The organism is Xanthomonas phaseoli pv. dieffenbachiae (genome assembly GCF_008639345.1).
Taxonomy (GTDB): Bacteria; Pseudomonadota; Gammaproteobacteria; order Xanthomonadales; family Xanthomonadaceae; genus Xanthomonas; species Xanthomonas phaseoli.
This window is the reverse complement of the sequence record NZ_CP041380.1, coordinates 1,153,514-1,168,270: the sequence shown is the minus strand read 5'-3', so window position 1 is coordinate 1,168,270 and position 14,757 is coordinate 1,153,514. Positions and strand designations below refer to the sequence as shown.

Sequence of the window (14,757 nt, the reverse complement as noted above, 5' to 3'; positions counted from 1 at the left end):
TTGCAAGGAGTAAATCATGGGTGGATTAACTCAGCAGGACTTGACGATCCTGCGCAGCTACGCAAAAGCAGGCAATCGTGAGCTGTACTGGAACTACCTCTCGCAACTGCCCGATGCAGACGGCTACGGGACGCTCGCGCTTGGTGTCGTGCGTAATGACAGTTTGCCGGGGCGCGTTGCGAATAGTTACGCGCAGGATTACGCGAATACGCAGCACGACAGCGGCTCGCGCTTTGCTAATGCTCAACTGAGCGAACGTCAGTGGGAGAGCTTCGGACAGACGTTGCTGGAGAGGGATTTGGAACTTCGGCAAGCATGGCTCCGTCGAGACCGTCCGGATCTGGCACTGAACCTACCAGGCGCCTCCGTCATGCTCGCGCACGACCGCGCGTTTGAGCAGCATCGTCTCGACCCCAACTGCTGGACTCCACGCGTCCTCCTGCAAGCGGCCCTGGAAAAAAGCGGTCCCCAGAAGCTCGAACAAATCTGGACCAACATGCTCGACAACGAGTACGTCGGCGCCACTCGCATCAGCAATACCGGCTACGAGACCTTCGCGCAGATGGGCGTGGCGGCCGGCAGCCAGTACTTGGCCAAGCTCGGCACCACCGAAGCGATCCAAATGCTGGAGGGCCGCTCCGCGGTCGACCCCAACGTCATCGGCAGCAACAGCTTCTACGCGATGTACTTCGAAAAAGAACACAAGTGGGTGAACGTCAGCGCAGGCGGCGGGCATCTTTCCATGCGCGAAGAAACCAATCCCGCCCGCATTGCAGAACTCAACGATGCGCGCGAAGTACGCCTGGAACGGCAGCAGAAAGCCACGCAGTTCCATGCCGATGATCCGTACCGCTCCATCACCCGCAGTCCGTTCACCGCGTCGACCGACGGCGTGCCCGATCGGATGCTGCCGCCCACCAAGCTGGCCGATATCGGCCCGGATCACCGGGACTACGCGTTGCTGCAGCAGGTACGCGCGGGCGTGAGTGCCATCGATGCGCAAGCCGGGCGGACGCATGACGACACTAGCGACCGCCTGATCGCCAGCGTGATGACCCTCGCCCGCCAGAACAATCTGGATCGCGCCGATCATGTTGTGCTGAGCAACCAGACCACCGAACACCCGGCAGGGCGCACGGTCTTCGTGGTGCAGGGAGAATTGAACAACCCTGCCCATTTGCGTGCTGCCATGCCCACCGATGTGGCGGTGCGCACGCCGGTTGAGCAGTCGCTGCAGCAGCTGGAAATGGCCAGCGTGGAGCGGCAACCAACCCTGGCGCAGAGCCAGCAGCAAGACATGGACAATCGGGTTCGCGAGAACATGTCGATGCGCATGGCGTGATGCACGCAGCCAACCGCAGCCGGTCGGCAGGCGCGCCGAAGCCAGACGCGGCGCGCAGAGCGGCAGCACGACTCGGAAACACGCGACCCCGGCTTCGGCAGTCACCACGCGCACGCTGCGCTTTTCAGGCAGTTGCTCATCGGATCCCTTCGCTACTGTTGCTGTTCAATCCGCTTCACCTGCAATGGCGGCCTCTGCACCGAACAAAAAAGCCCGGAATTACCGGGCTTTTTTGTTTTTCCACGCAACTGCTTAGCTCTTCTGCTTCTTCAACCATGCCGCAATCTGCGGCACGCGCCGTTCGCGCAAGGTCACCCGCGTCTGGATGGTGCTGATGGCGGTTTCGGCATCGCGGCGCGAGGTGGGAGCGAGGTACTTGTCGGCGTACGCCTTGATCTTGTCGATGGTCTCCAGCTTGCTGGAGCCTGCGGCCAGGTGCGGGTAGTAGCGGGCGCGCGAGGTGGAGTCGATCAACGTGTCCACCTGGGCGCGATGCGCCAGTGCGAAGTCGAATGCCAGCTCCGGGTGCTCGCTGGCGACATCGCCGATCATGCTGGCACCGGTGGTGGCGCCGGGCTCGTCGGTGAGTGCAAGTTCAAGGGCGCGCTGCGCCAATGCCGGGTCCTTGGCGTAGGCGAGTAACGCATACGACTGGTCGCGCAGCATCGAGGAGGTTTCCTTCTTTGCCATGGCATGCAACGCGTCCCACGTGGCCGCGTCGGCATGGCGGGCGACGATGCGCAGCACCGTGCTACGCAACTCCGGCGACAACGTGCCCGGGTCGGCCTGAAACGCAGCGAAACGACGCTGCGCTTCGGCAATCACCTGTGCATCGTCCAGCGCGCTCAGGCTGTTGAGCAGGCTGGCGCGCAACTGCTTGGTCTGCGCACTATCGTCCTTGCGCTCGTCCCAGCCGAGCGTGGCGAACTCGGGCGCAAGCCGTGCCCGCGCGAAGCGCCGCCAGCCGGCCTGCGCCTTGAGGTCGTCGGCGAACAGGCGATCGATGCTGGAATACGTCTCAGACACCACTTTCCACAGATCCGGCGAGCCACCCACCGGCACCTTGGCGGTGAGCTCGAGCAGGTCCGCCTCGGGCTGCAGGCCCACCGGTGCCAGGGCAGCGGTATCCATCAGCACACCCAGCTGATCGACCACCGGCAACGCGTCGAACCCCTTGCTGAGCGCGGTGAATTGCGCCGGTGCATACAGCGTGCGGAAGTACCCCTTCTGCCCGGCATTGACTACAACAGGCGCATCGCAGCCGGGTAGCTGCATCTGCGCGCTGGCATCCACCAACACGCGCACCGGCGTGCCATTGGCGCCCCGCACCGTGACGGGCACATGCCAGCGCAATGGCGGTTTGGCGGGGCGGTCGACGGTGTATTCGCCTTGTTTCAGCTGCACGGTGGTGGTGCCTGCCGTGCAGCTGGCGCTGACCTTGATCAACGGCACGCCCGGCTGCAAGGTGAAGTCGTGCGCCACCTGGGTGAACTGCTTGCCCGGTTCCACCGCATCGATCTGCTGCCACAACGCATCGGTGACGGCATTGCCGTATTGATGCTGCTTGATGTAACTGCGCACACCGCTGCGCCAGTTGTCTGCGCCCACATAGTCTTCGAGCATGGCGATCACCGCTTCGCCCTTGTCGTAGGTGATCTGGTCGAATGCCTGGCTGGCCTGCTCCACCGTGGCGACGTGCTGCACCACCGGGTGGGTGGTGACATACGCATCGCGCTGCATCGCCGCGCGGCTCTTGAAGGCTGCGCCGGTGTTGTCGATGTCCCACTCCGGGTGCAGCTTGTGCGTGGTGCGCGCCTCCATCCAGTTGGCGAACCCTTCGTTGAGCCACAGGTCGTCCCACCACGCCATGGTCACCAGGTTGCCGAACCACTGATGCGCGATCTCGTGCGCGGCAACGGTGAAAACGCCCTGTTTGTCGTCGATGTTGGAGGTGGCCGGGTCGAGCAGCAGCGAGTATTCGAAGGTGAAGATCGCTCCCCAGTTTTCCATTGCACTGAAGAACTGGCTTTGCCCGGGTGCGGCGATGTTGTCCAGCTTCGGCAATGGGTATGGAATGCCGAAATAAGCGTTGTATTCGTGCAGCACATCGCGGCCCGAATCCAGTGCGAACTGCGCCTGGTCCACCTTGCCCTTCTGCGCGATCACGCCGATCTCGGTGCCGTTGTCGGCCTTGCGCGCCGCCCGCTCGAAGTCGCCGACACTCAGGAACAGCAGGTACGTGGACATCCTGGGCGTGGTCTGGAAGACCACGCGCTTCATGCCGCCGGCACCATTGCTGGACGAGGCAACCGGCATGTTGCTCACCGCCATCTGCGTGGCCGGCGCATTGACTGCCAGGTCGAAGGTGGCTTTGAAATTAGGCTCGTCCCACGACGGAAGGAAGCGGCGTGCATCGGAGTTTTCGAACTGGGTGAACAACGCGCGGCGCTGGCCTTGCGGAGTGGCGTAATCCAGTGCGAACAGGCCGTTGGCCTGGGTGTTGATCACACCGCTGTAGTCGATGGACAACACGTAGTTGCCCGGTGCCAGCGGTTTGTCGAAAGCGAAGGTGGCGGTCTGCGCCTGCGCGTCGGTGCTGACCTTGGCCGTCTGCGGCGTGCCACCCTTGCGCTGCGCCAATGTACTGCGCGCGAAGCTGAGGTTGGCCGCCTGCAACACGATGCGGTCGGTGGCTTGTAGCACCACGACGTCGATGGCCGCTTTGCCGTCGAAGGTCATCTTGTCGGCATGCGGGGTGATTTCCACCGCGTAGTGGGTGGGCTTGGCCGTGCGCGGCAACTGGCTGGTGACCTGCGCGACCGATGCGCTGGCCGCCTCCGGTGCAGCCACAGCAGCGTGAGCCGGCGAAACGGCGCAGGTGCTGGCCAGGGCCAGCGCAATAGCAGTCACCAGGATCTGGCGCATGAGATTCCTAAAATGAGTAATGAAGTAAACGACGTCGTAAAGCGGCCAGCATCATCGCGCCGACATGCAAGACCACACACGGCCGAAAGTCATGCGCCTGCCTGACAGATGCGAAGACACACACGTCAAAGAGAAGCCACGGCAACGACAGGGCACGCGTGCGTCAAACCAAGGCAATCCCGATTGGCGGAGCATGCTACACCGCCCTGCTGAACCCGCCCCGCATCGATCAGGCCTGGGCGGGCAATAACACCTGATCAGCGACGTCAGGCAGATGCGGGCACATGGACGAGGCAACGCAATGGCGTTTTGCAAACAAAAGCCCCGCTTTCGCAGGGCTTTCGTCGGTTCAATCACGCATCAGCCGATCAGGCGAACGGATCCTGCAGCACCATCGTATGGTCGCGATCCGGGCCGGTGGAGACGATCGAGATGGGGCAGCCGGCCAGTTCTTCCAGCGCGCGCAGGTAGGCGCGAGCGGCGGGCGGCAGTTCGTCCCACACGGTGATGCCGTGGGTGTTCTCGCTCCAACCCGGGAACTCCAGGTACACGGGGGTGCACTCTTCCCAGCCTTGCGCGTCCAGCGGCGCGTACTCGGTGCGCTTGCCGTGATATTCGTAGGCGATGCAGATCTTCAGCTTCTCCATGCCGTCGAGCACGTCGAGCTTGGTGATGCACAGGCCCGAAATGCCGTTGATGGCCACCGCACGCTTGAGCGCCACGATGTCCATCCAGCCGCAGCGACGCGGGCGACCGGTGGACGCGCCGTACTCGGCGCCGCGGTCGCGGATGCCCTGGCCCACTTCGTCGTCCAGTTCGGTCGGGAACGGGCCGCCGCCGACACGCGTGGCGTACGCCTTGGCAATGCCGAGGACGTAGTCGATCGCATCGGCGCCAACGCCGGTACCGGCCAGTGCGCCGCCCACGGTGGTGTTGGAGCTGGTGACGTACGGATAGGTGCCGTGGTCGATGTCCAGCAACGCACCCTGCGCGCCCTCGAACAGCACGCGCTTACCCTGCTTGCGCAGGTCGTGCAGGATGCCGGCCACGTCCGACTTCATCGGCTGCACGTACTCGCCGAAGGCCAGCGCCTCGTCGTAGGTCTTCTGGAAATCGACCGCTTCCACGCCCAGGTACTTGGTCAGCACGAAGTTGTGGTAGTCCAGCGCGGTGCGCAGCAGCTCTTCCAGCTGCGGCGGGTAATGCAGGTCGGCGATGCGGATGCCGCGACGCGCCACCTTGTCTTCGTAGGCCGGGCCGATGCCGCGGCCGGTAGTGCCGATGGCCTTGCCGCCAGCGGCCTTCTCGCGCGCCTGATCCAGCGCGATGTGGTAGGGCATGATCAACGGCGCAGCCGGAGAAATCTTCAGGCGCGAACGCACTTCCACGCCGGCGTCTTCCAGCTCGCTGATTTCCTTGATCAAGGCGGCCGGGGAGATCACCACGCCATTGCCGATCAGGCACAGCGCGTCCTCGCGCAGGATGCCGGACGGAATCAGATGCAAGACGGTCTTTTTGCCGTTGATGACGAGCGTGTGGCCAGCGTTGTGGCCGCCCTGGAAGCGGACCACCGCACCGATTTCCTCGGTGAGCAGATCGACGATCTTGCCTTTGCCTTCATCGCCCCACTGGGCACCGAGCACGACAACTGACTGACCCATGACGGGTGAACTCCTAAGTTTTGCTGCGGCCATCGGGGCCGCGGGATGGGACCGCTGCAGGGTTGGCCGCGACACCCTGCGCGCGGCTCCATCGGGGAGCGTTGCAGTGGCGCGATAGCCCTGACACGGAAAAAGCCGAACCGAGTGCTCTGGTTGGAGCGTGCCCGGCCGGCTTTTGTGCATTATCCGGGTTTCCGGTGGCGTGCACTACCCCTGGCGCCGATACCCCGGGGGCAGGTCGGTGCCCGAACTACCGGCTCTGGCCTCGGTAGTGAACGGGCCGCGCCCTGCCGCCATCGCTCAATGGCGGACGATCCAGAGCGCGATAGCGCCAAGCGCCAGGGTGACCCCGCCAATGGCACGCAGATGGGCCGTAGGCAAGCTGAACAGTTGCTCGACCATGAGTTTCCACTGCCTGGGCGCGGCGAACAGCAGCAGGCCTTCAATCACAACAATCAGGCATAGGGCGGTCAATAGGTCATGCATGAGGGAGCACCGCATCAGGGCTCCGAAGTGTGCCTACTTGCCAGGTCCACGGAAATGGCGTTACCGCCCAATTCTGCTCCTGCCGGCACTGGTCGATCCTGGCTTCAAGACACAATGCTCGACTCAACCCGGAAGGACTCAACCAGAAAGTAACAGCCTTCAGCTGCTCCATAAAAAGTGTGTCCGCAGTAAAAAGTGTGTCCGCAGTAGCGAGATACGGGCGCGCCATGCAAGGACACCACTAAGGTCGCATTGAGCGGTCACGACCGTGCACGAGTTGCTCCTCTTTCCATGACGCTCGGCCGTGTTGCAGTACGCGCCATTTGAGCTGACGCGCCGCAACGCCTATCGTTGCGTGTTTTCTCATTGGCAAGGACGCATGCTTACGAACAATCGGCTGGTCTTCTTGGACGCACTTCGCGGGTTGGCCGCGCTGTATGTGCTGCTATTTCATGTCATGGCCATGCCGACCCCGGCAATTTCGCCTGGCCATGCACTCACACCTGTGCTGATGGCAGGCGGCAGCGGAGTGGCATTGTTCTTTGCCATCAGCGCTTTCTCGCTGTGCTACACGATGCCACGCCATGCCGCAACCGGCCGACCGCTGGCGAGCTTCTATCTGCATCGCTTTTTTCGCATTGCGCCACTATTTTATTGTTGGCTGGCCTTTTCTGTTTATCGGGATGGACGCGGCCCCCATGCCGGACACCATTGGGCGGAAATCGCAGCAAATCTGACTTTCACCTTCAACTTCGTCCGCGGCTGGGAGGACGGCATTGTCTGGGCCAGTTGGGCCATCGGTGTGGAAATGCTGTTCTATGCGGTGTTTCCGCTACTTTTCCTGGTTGTCAGAACCATGCGCGATGCCTCGGTGCTGGCGCTTTGCGCCATCACTGCCGCCGGCCTGGCGGGAGCGGGAGTTCTTGGAGACGCAGGCACCGCAATGATCGGCGACTACGGGCTACTGCGTCATTTCCCAGCATTTGCAATTGGCTTGTGTACTTTCTTTGCCTACCGGAAATTCTGCGAGACAACGCCAGTCACCGCGAAGCATTGGGGCGCGGTGTCGATCGCTGTCGGTTCGGCCGGTTTGGCTGGAACGATCACCTTGCTGGCGTTGGCCATGATCGGCCCCACCACTTACTGGATCGCTAGCGGGCTGATGTATGCATTGTTATTGGTCGGCATGTCGCAGTCGCCTCCTCGCCTGGTAGTTAATCCGGTAACGGCTTTTCTAGGCAAGATCAGCTATTCGGTCTACCTGGGCCACCCCGTGGTGATTGCGATACTGGCGCCGCTGTTTCGGCGCATCCAGGACGCAACGCCGAACCCCTCGGTCGCCTACGCAGGCTGTGCCGCCTTGACCTTGCTGGTTACGTTACCGATGGCGGCACTGACCTATCGCTTCATCGAGGCGCCGGCCATCGCCCTAGGCAAACGACTAGGCCCCAAGGTCGTGCGCGCTTCTGCAACCGCGGTATCCGTCTGATTGATTTGGCTGGGCCCGACGACGGGTGCAAGAGTAGCCTCAGCTTGATTGGCTGACAGCGCATACAAGAACGCCCGCATTACGCGGGCGTTCTTGTTTCAAGGCAGAGCGTTGTTTCAAGGCAGAACGATCAACGGTCGCTCTTGAGGTACTGCAGGAACGGGTCGTTCTTGTCCAGCACCACCACGCCATTGCCGTCGGTCATGGAGCTGCGGTAGGCCTCCAGGCTGCGGTAGAACGCATAGAACGACGGATCCTTGGAACCGGCCTGGCCGTAGATGCGGGCTGCTTCGGCATCGCCTTCACCACGCAGTTTCTGCGCGTCGCGCTCGGCGTCGGCCACGATCACGGTGGACTCGCGGTCGGCTTGTGCGCGGATGGTCAGCGCCTGCTCTTCGCCTTCGGCGCGCAGCTTGCTCGCTTCCTGCTTGCGCTGGGCGCGCATGCGCTCGTACACGTCGGTGATCACCTGGCTGTCGGTCGGCAGGTCGATCTGCTTGATGCGCAGGTCGGTGATCTGCATCCCCAGGCCCTTGATGGCGCCATTGATGCCCTTGAGCTGGTTGGCGATCAGTTCGCTGCGGTCGCCGGAAACCAACTGTTGCAGAGTGCGCGAGTTGATCTGGTTGCGCAGCGAATCGGTGATGATCGGGGCCAGGCGCGAGTTGGCCACCGATTCCTCGCCACCGGTCGCACGATAGAACGCCCGCACATCGGAGATGTAGCCGATGGCGAAGAAATCCACGCTCACGTCTTTCTGCTCGGCAGTGAAGTAACGCGCAGGAGCGGTGTCCAGCACCTGGAAGCGGCGGTCGAACACGCGTACCGATTCCACCACGGGAATCTTGAAATGCAAACCGGGCTTGAGGTCGGCACGCACGACACGGCCCAGGTTGAGCACCATGGCGGTCTGGTCTTCGCGCACGACGAACACCGAGCCCATCAGGGTCAGCAAGACGGCAATGATCAGGCCGATCACTAGCGAATTCTTCATTATTCGGTTCCCTCACGGCCGGTCGGGCGCGGGCCGCGCTCCGGGTTGCGGATGGCCTCGCTACTGGCGCTTTGCGGCGGATTCAACAGCACGTCCTGCGGCACCATCGACGGCATGCCGGCATTGCCAGCGGAAGTGGCCGGCTTGCTGGCGTCGGCCGGCAGCGGGACGTAGATGACCTGGCGGCCATCGCTACCGATGACCTTGCGGTTCTCCGACAGCACCTTCTGCACGGTTTCCAGCCACAGCCGCTTGCGGGTGACTTCCGGCGCGCCGGCGTACTGGGCCTGCAACAGCGTGAAGCGATCGGCGTCGCCCTCGGCCTTGGAAATGGTGGCCTGCTTGTAGCCTTCGGCGCCGGTACGGGTGCGGGCACCCTGGCCGCGCGCTTCGGGCACCACCTTGGCGGCGTACGCCTGGGCTTCGTTGATCAGGCGCTCGCGCACCTGCTGGGCACCGTTGACCTCGTCGAAGGCCGGCTTCACTTCTTCCGGCGGGCGCGCATCCGGCAGGGTCACGCCGGTGACGGCCAGGCCGGTGTTATAGGCATCCAGCGCCGCCTGCAGCCGGTCCTTGGAGGCGATCGCCAGCGGGCCGCGATTGTTGAGCACGGTATTGAGGTCCGAACGCCCCACCTGCTCGCGCACGGCACTTTGCGCAGCCTGCTCCAGCACCAGATCGGCATTGCGCGAACCGAACAGGTATTTGCGCGGGTCGTTGATCTGGTACTGCACGTTGAGCGAGACGTTGACGATGTTCTCGTCGCGCGTCAGCACCGGCACCTGGTTGCTGAAGGTCTTGATCTCGGTGGCATTGACCTTGCGCACCGACTCGATCGGCCAGGGCAGCTTGAAGTTCGGGCCGGGCTGCAGGATGCGCGAGAACTGGCCGAAGCGCAGCACCACGCCACGCTGCTGCTCGCCGATGAGCTGGAAGCTGGAGAACAGCACCATCAGCACCACCGCGACCAGGATCCAGCGCCCCACGCCGCCGTCGAACAGCTCCTTCAACGGAGCGGGCAGATTGCCCCAACCGCCGCCGTTGCCACCACCACGCGGTCCCCAGGACCTGCGACGGTTGGGGTCCGGGCCGTCTCCGCCCTTGTTGCCGGGTGTGTTCCAGGCCATGCACGCTCCATGATCGAGGGGCTGTGCGGGCCAGTCCCGCAGTGCCGCCATGTTGTTTGATTCGCCGATTCTACTAGATGGGGCAGACCCGCCGTTTTGAAAGACCCGGTGCGATGCATGGTTGGTTTAGCCGGCGGGGCGGATCGGGCTGCTGGGACACACGCAGCGGCCGACCGGCGGGGGCCTTTGCGCCGAGGACCTGGAGACAAGGATGCACGTGGCTGCAACAGGCATGGATGCGCCTGCCGAGCGCTGCGTGCGCATCTGTTGGACGCAGCCGGCCACCTGATGGGTCTTGGGCGGTTGAAGACCGCTGACCGGGCGCGTGCCTGGATGGCAGGGGTCGAGCGCGGACGGTGATGGGAGATCGCACGCGTGCGGCCCAGCGGCGATTGCGTCCTGGGCGCTCATCCTTTCAACCATAGGGTGTTCCCGGGCGACGACGGCTGCGCCGCGCGCTTCACCCCGACTGCGCTTCCACGGCCCATCGGCAGAAGGTAGCGCTCGGCACAGCCTGAAGGTGCAGCTGCGATGCGATGGCGAACGACGACGTGGACTTCCGCATGGCCGGTCTGCCGAACCCTCAGCGGGCTCCCCAGCGCGCAAGAGAGGGTTGGCACATTCCACCCTAATCCCCCATCTGCGTTGCCGAAATCCGCCCTCGATCACGGCTCGCCGGTGCACTTACGCTTGCGGGGGCTCGTCCTTCTGGTTGAACACTCGCTCCATCACTTCCAGCAGCTCGTCTTCGGAGAACGGCTTGGTGATGTAGGCGCGGGCCCCCTGGCGCATGCCCCACATGCGGTCGGTGTCCTGATCCTTGGTGGTGACCAGGATGACCGGAATATGCTGGGTGGTGGGCTCGCGCTTGAGCGTGCGCGTGGCCTGGAACCCGTTGAGGTTGGGCATCACTACGTCCATCAGCACCAGATCCGGCAGCGATTCCTTGGCCGCTTCCACGCCGGCGGCACCATCGGTGGCGGTGATGGTTTCGTGCCCCAGCTTCTCGACGATGCGCTGAATCCCCAGCAGCTGCGACGGCGAGTCGTCGACGATCAAAATGCGTGCCATGTGTTTCCCCTAGTGTGCGCGGCGAGTGTAGTGCGCCCGCCGCGCTTTCGATAGCTGGGCCAGGTGAGTTGTGTGACGGTTCGTGGTTTGTGAGCGAGGCCAGAGGTGATGGAGCATGCGCTGTTTTGCCAGTCGCTGGAGCCACTACGTTGGATAGGACAGGCTGGATTCAATACAGGACGCACCGAGCGACCGCGTCGATTCGCTCTCCTGTCCCCTTTCATCGCAGACAAGGGGCGCATGCGCTGGATGGGGCGGGGTCCCGATGCGAGGGATGCAGATCGAGTTGATGATCAGGTTGCGGAGCACCCAACCCTCACCCCTCTCCCAAAGGAGAGGGGCTAGCTCCCCCTCTCCAGGGCCGAATGAGGGGGGGCCAAGATTCGATGATGCGGGCCGACATCACCTGCCGCATCGCTGGGCGAGCGTGGCCTCGCCCAACCCTCGTGCGCGCACAGCTGATCCGGCCCTTCGATCAATTCAGCCTACGGTCTCGCCGAATGCCTTGGCCAGGTTGCGGTAGGCCTTCTTCTGCGCATCGTCGGTGGGGGCGGGAGCGAGGATTTCCAGTTCCACGATCTGGTCGCCCTGGGTGGCGCCCGGCAGGCCGCGGCCGCGCAGGCGCAGCTTGCGCCCGGCGTCCGAATCGGCCGGCACCTTCAATTCGACCGAGCCGCCCAGGGTGGGCACGCTGATGGTGGTGCCCAGCGCGGCCTGCCAGGGCATGACCTGCAAGGTGTACAGGATGTTGCGCCCGTCCACTTCGAAATGCGGATGCGCCGCGTATTCGATCTCCAGCAACAGGTTGCCGCCGCCGTTGCCCTGCCCGCTCAGGCGGATCACCTGGCCGGGCTGCACGCCCTTGGGCACGCGCACGTCCAATTGCTTGCCATTGATGGTGATGCGCACGCTGTCGCCCGAATGCACCGCTTCCAACGGCACCGCAAGCTTGGCGCGGGTGTCGCCGCGCGCCTGCGGGCCGGCCCCGGCACCAGGCCCGGCGCCGGGGCCGCGCGGCCGGCCACCGCGCTGGCCGGCGAACAGGCTTTCGAAGAAATCGCTGAAGCCGCCGCCGGCGCCGCCATTGCCGAACACCTCCTCGAAATCGAAGCCCTGCCCGCCGCCGTAATTAGGCGGGGCCTGGAACTCGTCGCCCGGCCGGAATCCCTGCGCCTTCAACTGGTCGTAGGCCTTGCGCTTGGCCGGGTCGCGCAGCGCTTCGTAGGCTTCGTTGATCGCCTTGAACTTGTCTTCGGCGCCGGCTTCCTTGCTGACATCGGGGTGATATTTGCGTGCGAGCCGGCGGTAGGCGGTCTTGATCTCCGCATCGCCTGCACTGGGCTCCACGCCGAGCGTTGCGTAGTAATCCTTGAATTCCATCTAATCACCTCTGGAAAAAAAATGGCCCGCAGCCGAGGCCACGAGCCAGTTCGAACGGCCAGCGCTCCGGCGGACAGCGCGTATGCAGGGCGGAAGGCGTGCAACCCTGCCCCGTACCGATGTACGTGCCGGGTTTGCATACCAGCCGCGTCCGCAAGCGGTCACGCCTGGGAGCTGTTGGCCAATCTATTCGCAGCCGGGCGGGCAACCGCGCCTATTCTACGGCGCGACTGTCGCCGGAGAGCGAAGCGGTGGCCTCGCTCCAGGGTCAGCGTCTTGCGGCGGCCAGTTTCGGCTGGCAGAGGGGCCAGTCGGAACTGCCGGTCGCCTGGCCAGCCTGCACGCACAGGACAGGCCGGCCAGGCGAACATTGCGCGCCTGCACGGCGCACCGCCGCGCGGTTCATTGCGCTTACTGCACCGTGCTGCCGTTGGGGTTCTGACCGTTGCCCACCTGGATACGGCGCGGCGTGGCGGCCGGGCGCTTGGGAATGCGGATTTCCAGCACGCCGTTATGGCCCGCAGCCGTGATGCCATCGGCATCGGCGCTATCGGGCAGCGCGAAGCGGCGATGGAAGCTGCCGTGGCGGCGCTCAATCCGCGAGAAGCGCTCGGTCTCGGTGCTGGATTCGCTCTTGCGCTCCCCCTTAATCGACAGGATGCCCTTGTCCATCTGCACCTCGATCTGGCTCGGATCGATGCCCGGCAAATCGGCGTACAGCACGAAGTGATTCGGCTCTTCCTTGATGTCGACGCGTGGCACCCACTGCGCGGTCACCACCGCCGATTCGTCGGTGTCGCCGTTCTGCTCGAAGAAGCGATCGAACACATGCTTGATCTCGTTCTGCAGCGCGTGGGTGGGAAATTGGGGATAACGAACGATGTTCATTGAAAGCCTCCAAAAGGTTGATGACGGGGCCGGCGACTGCAGGATGCGCAGGTGCGCCGGCCATGTGCGTCAGATAGGCGTGGCCGGACGGATTTCAAGCGCGTTGACGCGCTTTTCCCCTGCCCCTTTCTAGAATCCGTTCAGCCACAGGAGCCCGCCGCATGACCATCCACGTTGGTGACCGCATTCCCGAAGTCGTGCTCAAGCGCCTGCGCGAGGGCATCGAGGCCGTCGACACCCACAGCCTGTTCGCAGGCCGCAAGGTACTGATGTTCGCGGTGCCGGGGGCCTTTACTCCCACCTGCTCGGCCAAGCACCTGCCGGGCTATGTGGAACACTTCGAGCAATTCCGCAAGCGCGGTATCGACGTGCTGTGCACCGCGGTCAACGACCCGTTCGTGATGCAGGCCTGGGGACGCAGCCAGTTGATCCCCGACGGCCTGCACCTGTTACCCGACGGCAACGCCGAACTGGCGCGCGCCCTGGGCCTTGAAATCGACGCCAGCGGCTCGGGCATGGGCCTGCGCTCGCGCCGCTATGCGCTGTATGCAGACGACGCCGTGGTCAAGGCGTTGTTTGTTGAAGAACCCGGCGAGTTCAAAGTCTCTGCAGCCGATTACGTGCTGCAGCATCTGCCGGATTGAGCACCCATTTCTCCCATCCACTCAGAAGGAACACGGCCAGCCATGTCTGATCAGCCAGCCACCAAAACCCCCGCCGGTATCACCGACACTGCCACCTTGCGCGCCCGCGCGCGCCAGAGCATCGAAGACGGCGCCATCACCGAGAGCTACCACGCCGATCGTGAGAAGGTGATCGAATTGCTCAACACCGCGCTTGCCACCGAATACGTGTGCACCTTGCGCTACTACCGCCACTACTTCATGGCCAAGGGCATGCTTGCCGACGCAGTGAAGGGCGAGTTCCTGGAACATGCGCAACAGGAACAAGAGCACGCACACAAGCTGGCCGAGCGCATCGTGCAGCTGGGTGGCGAACCGGACCTCAATCCGGACACGCTGACCAAGCGCTCGCATGCCGAATACAAGGAAGGCACCGATCTGCGCGACATGGTGAAGGAAAACCTCATCGCCGAACGCATCGCCATCGATAGCTACCGGGAGATGATCGATTTCATCGGCGACAAGGACACCACCACCAAGCGCATTCTGGAAAGCATCCTGGCCCAGGAAGAAGAACATGCCGATGAATTCGCCGACATGCTGGAAGGCTGGATCGGCGAGTGAGTTTTTGATTTCTGCGATGTAGCGCTGCGTTGCGATGAACGATCGCAGCGAGTTGAAATTGAAATCGACTCGGTGATGAGGCAGACAGGTCAGCGCTTAGAGCGCGCTGTCTGTCTTTTTTTGTGCCGCCAGCTTGCGCGTATACGA

Annotated in this window: 12 protein-coding genes; 4 read left to right on the top strand and 8 right to left on the bottom strand. The window is 63.6% G+C overall.

The annotated features are described in order from the left end of the window. The first annotated feature begins 16 nt into the window (after positions 1–16). Positions 17–1,342 (top strand): Smlt3024 family type IV secretion system effector, encoded by a 1,326-nt coding sequence (locus tag FLG15_RS05460; protein WP_057679225.1) that lies wholly within the window; start codon positions 17–19, stop codon positions 1,340–1,342. A gap of 252 nt (positions 1,343–1,594) precedes the next feature. On the opposite strand, the gene FLG15_RS05455 is transcribed toward FLG15_RS05460, so the two are convergent. From FLG15_RS05455 to FLG15_RS05445, 3 genes are all read right to left on the bottom strand, one after another. Continuing rightward, positions 1,595–4,267, bottom strand: a complete 2,673-nt coding sequence (locus tag FLG15_RS05455; RefSeq protein ID WP_057679226.1) for a M1 family metallopeptidase — start codon at positions 4,265–4,267, stop codon at positions 1,595–1,597. A gap of 368 nt (positions 4,268–4,635) precedes the next feature. Then, positions 4,636–5,928 carry an adenylosuccinate synthase gene (locus FLG15_RS05450; RefSeq protein ID WP_017154927.1) on the bottom strand — a complete coding sequence of 431 codons (1,293 nt, stop codon included), beginning with the start codon at positions 5,926–5,928 and terminating at the stop codon, positions 4,636–4,638. A 300-nt stretch (positions 5,929–6,228) separates the two neighbouring features. Then, positions 6,229–6,429 carry a DUF2065 domain-containing protein gene (locus tag FLG15_RS05445; protein WP_017155761.1) on the bottom strand — a complete coding sequence of 67 codons (201 nt, stop codon included), beginning with the start codon at positions 6,427–6,429 and terminating at the stop codon, positions 6,229–6,231. A gap of 364 nt (positions 6,430–6,793) precedes the next feature. On the opposite strand from FLG15_RS05445, the gene FLG15_RS05440 reads away from it, so the two are divergent. Then, positions 6,794–7,903, top strand: a complete 1,110-nt coding sequence (locus tag FLG15_RS05440; protein ID WP_150147566.1) for an acyltransferase family protein — start codon at positions 6,794–6,796, stop codon at positions 7,901–7,903. A 130-nt stretch (positions 7,904–8,033) separates the two neighbouring features. Here FLG15_RS05440 and hflC read toward each other — a convergent pair whose 3' ends face one another. The 5 genes from hflC to FLG15_RS05415 all read right to left on the bottom strand — a co-directional run bounded on the left by hflC (position 8,034) and on the right by FLG15_RS05415 (position 13,363). Beyond that, positions 8,034–8,897 carry a protease modulator HflC gene (gene hflC / locus FLG15_RS05435; protein ID WP_003483929.1) on the bottom strand — a complete coding sequence of 288 codons (864 nt, stop codon included), beginning with the start codon at positions 8,895–8,897 and terminating at the stop codon, positions 8,034–8,036. After that, positions 8,897–10,024 (bottom strand): FtsH protease activity modulator HflK, encoded by a 1,128-nt coding sequence (hflK, locus tag FLG15_RS05430; RefSeq protein ID WP_017155763.1) that lies wholly within the window; start codon positions 10,022–10,024, stop codon positions 8,897–8,899. The genes hflC and hflK overlap by 1 nt, the downstream gene beginning before the upstream one ends. Before the next feature lie 684 nt (positions 10,025–10,708). Next, on the bottom strand, positions 10,709–11,095 hold the full coding sequence (pilH, locus tag FLG15_RS05425; protein WP_017155764.1) for a twitching motility response regulator PilH: 387 nt from the start codon (positions 11,093–11,095) through the stop codon (positions 10,709–10,711). Positions 11,096–11,575: 480 nt separating this feature from the next. Then, positions 11,576–12,475, bottom strand: a complete 900-nt coding sequence (locus FLG15_RS05420) for a DnaJ C-terminal domain-containing protein (protein WP_057679227.1) — start codon at positions 12,473–12,475, stop codon at positions 11,576–11,578. Positions 12,476–12,886: 411 nt separating this feature from the next. After that, positions 12,887–13,363, bottom strand: coding sequence for an Hsp20/alpha crystallin family protein (locus FLG15_RS05415; RefSeq protein ID WP_057679228.1), 477 nt, complete (start codon positions 13,361–13,363; stop codon positions 12,887–12,889). 161 nt (positions 13,364–13,524) lie between these two features. On the opposite strand from FLG15_RS05415, the gene FLG15_RS05410 reads away from it, so the two are divergent. Then, complete coding sequence (locus FLG15_RS05410) at positions 13,525–14,007, top strand: peroxiredoxin (protein ID WP_057679229.1); 483 nt, start codon at positions 13,525–13,527, stop codon at positions 14,005–14,007. 42 nt (positions 14,008–14,049) lie between these two features. Then, positions 14,050–14,610: a ferritin-like domain-containing protein gene (locus tag FLG15_RS05405; protein ID WP_008571580.1), complete on the top strand. Its 561-nt coding sequence runs from the start codon at positions 14,050–14,052 to the stop codon at positions 14,608–14,610. The last annotated feature ends 147 nt before the right edge of the window (positions 14,611–14,757 follow it).

Coding starts and splice junctions, on each gene's coding strand:
- FLG15_RS05455 (WP_057679226.1), bottom strand. CDS start 4,267: ATGCGCCAGATCCTGGTGACTGCTATTGCGCTGGCCCTGGCCAGCACC.
- FLG15_RS05410 (WP_057679229.1), top strand. CDS start 13,525: ATGACCATCCACGTTGGTGACCGCATTCCCGAAGTCGTGCTCAAGCGC.
- FLG15_RS05460 (WP_057679225.1), top strand. CDS start 17: ATGGGTGGATTAACTCAGCAGGACTTGACGATCCTGCGCAGCTACGCA.
- FLG15_RS05415 (WP_057679228.1), bottom strand. CDS start 13,363: ATGAACATCGTTCGTTATCCCCAATTTCCCACCCACGCGCTGCAGAAC.
- hflC (WP_003483929.1), bottom strand. CDS start 8,897: ATGAAGAATTCGCTAGTGATCGGCCTGATCATTGCCGTCTTGCTGACC.
- FLG15_RS05445 (WP_017155761.1), bottom strand. CDS start 6,429: ATGCGGTGCTCCCTCATGCATGACCTATTGACCGCCCTATGCCTGATT.
- FLG15_RS05440 (WP_150147566.1), top strand. CDS start 6,794: ATGCTTACGAACAATCGGCTGGTCTTCTTGGACGCACTTCGCGGGTTG.
- pilH (WP_017155764.1), bottom strand. CDS start 11,095: ATGGCACGCATTTTGATCGTCGACGACTCGCCGTCGCAGCTGCTGGGG.
- FLG15_RS05420 (WP_057679227.1), bottom strand. CDS start 12,475: ATGGAATTCAAGGATTACTACGCAACGCTCGGCGTGGAGCCCAGTGCA.
- FLG15_RS05450 (WP_017154927.1), bottom strand. CDS start 5,928: ATGGGTCAGTCAGTTGTCGTGCTCGGTGCCCAGTGGGGCGATGAAGGC.
- hflK (WP_017155763.1), bottom strand. CDS start 10,024: ATGGCCTGGAACACACCCGGCAACAAGGGCGGAGACGGCCCGGACCCC.
- FLG15_RS05405 (WP_008571580.1), top strand. CDS start 14,050: ATGTCTGATCAGCCAGCCACCAAAACCCCCGCCGGTATCACCGACACT.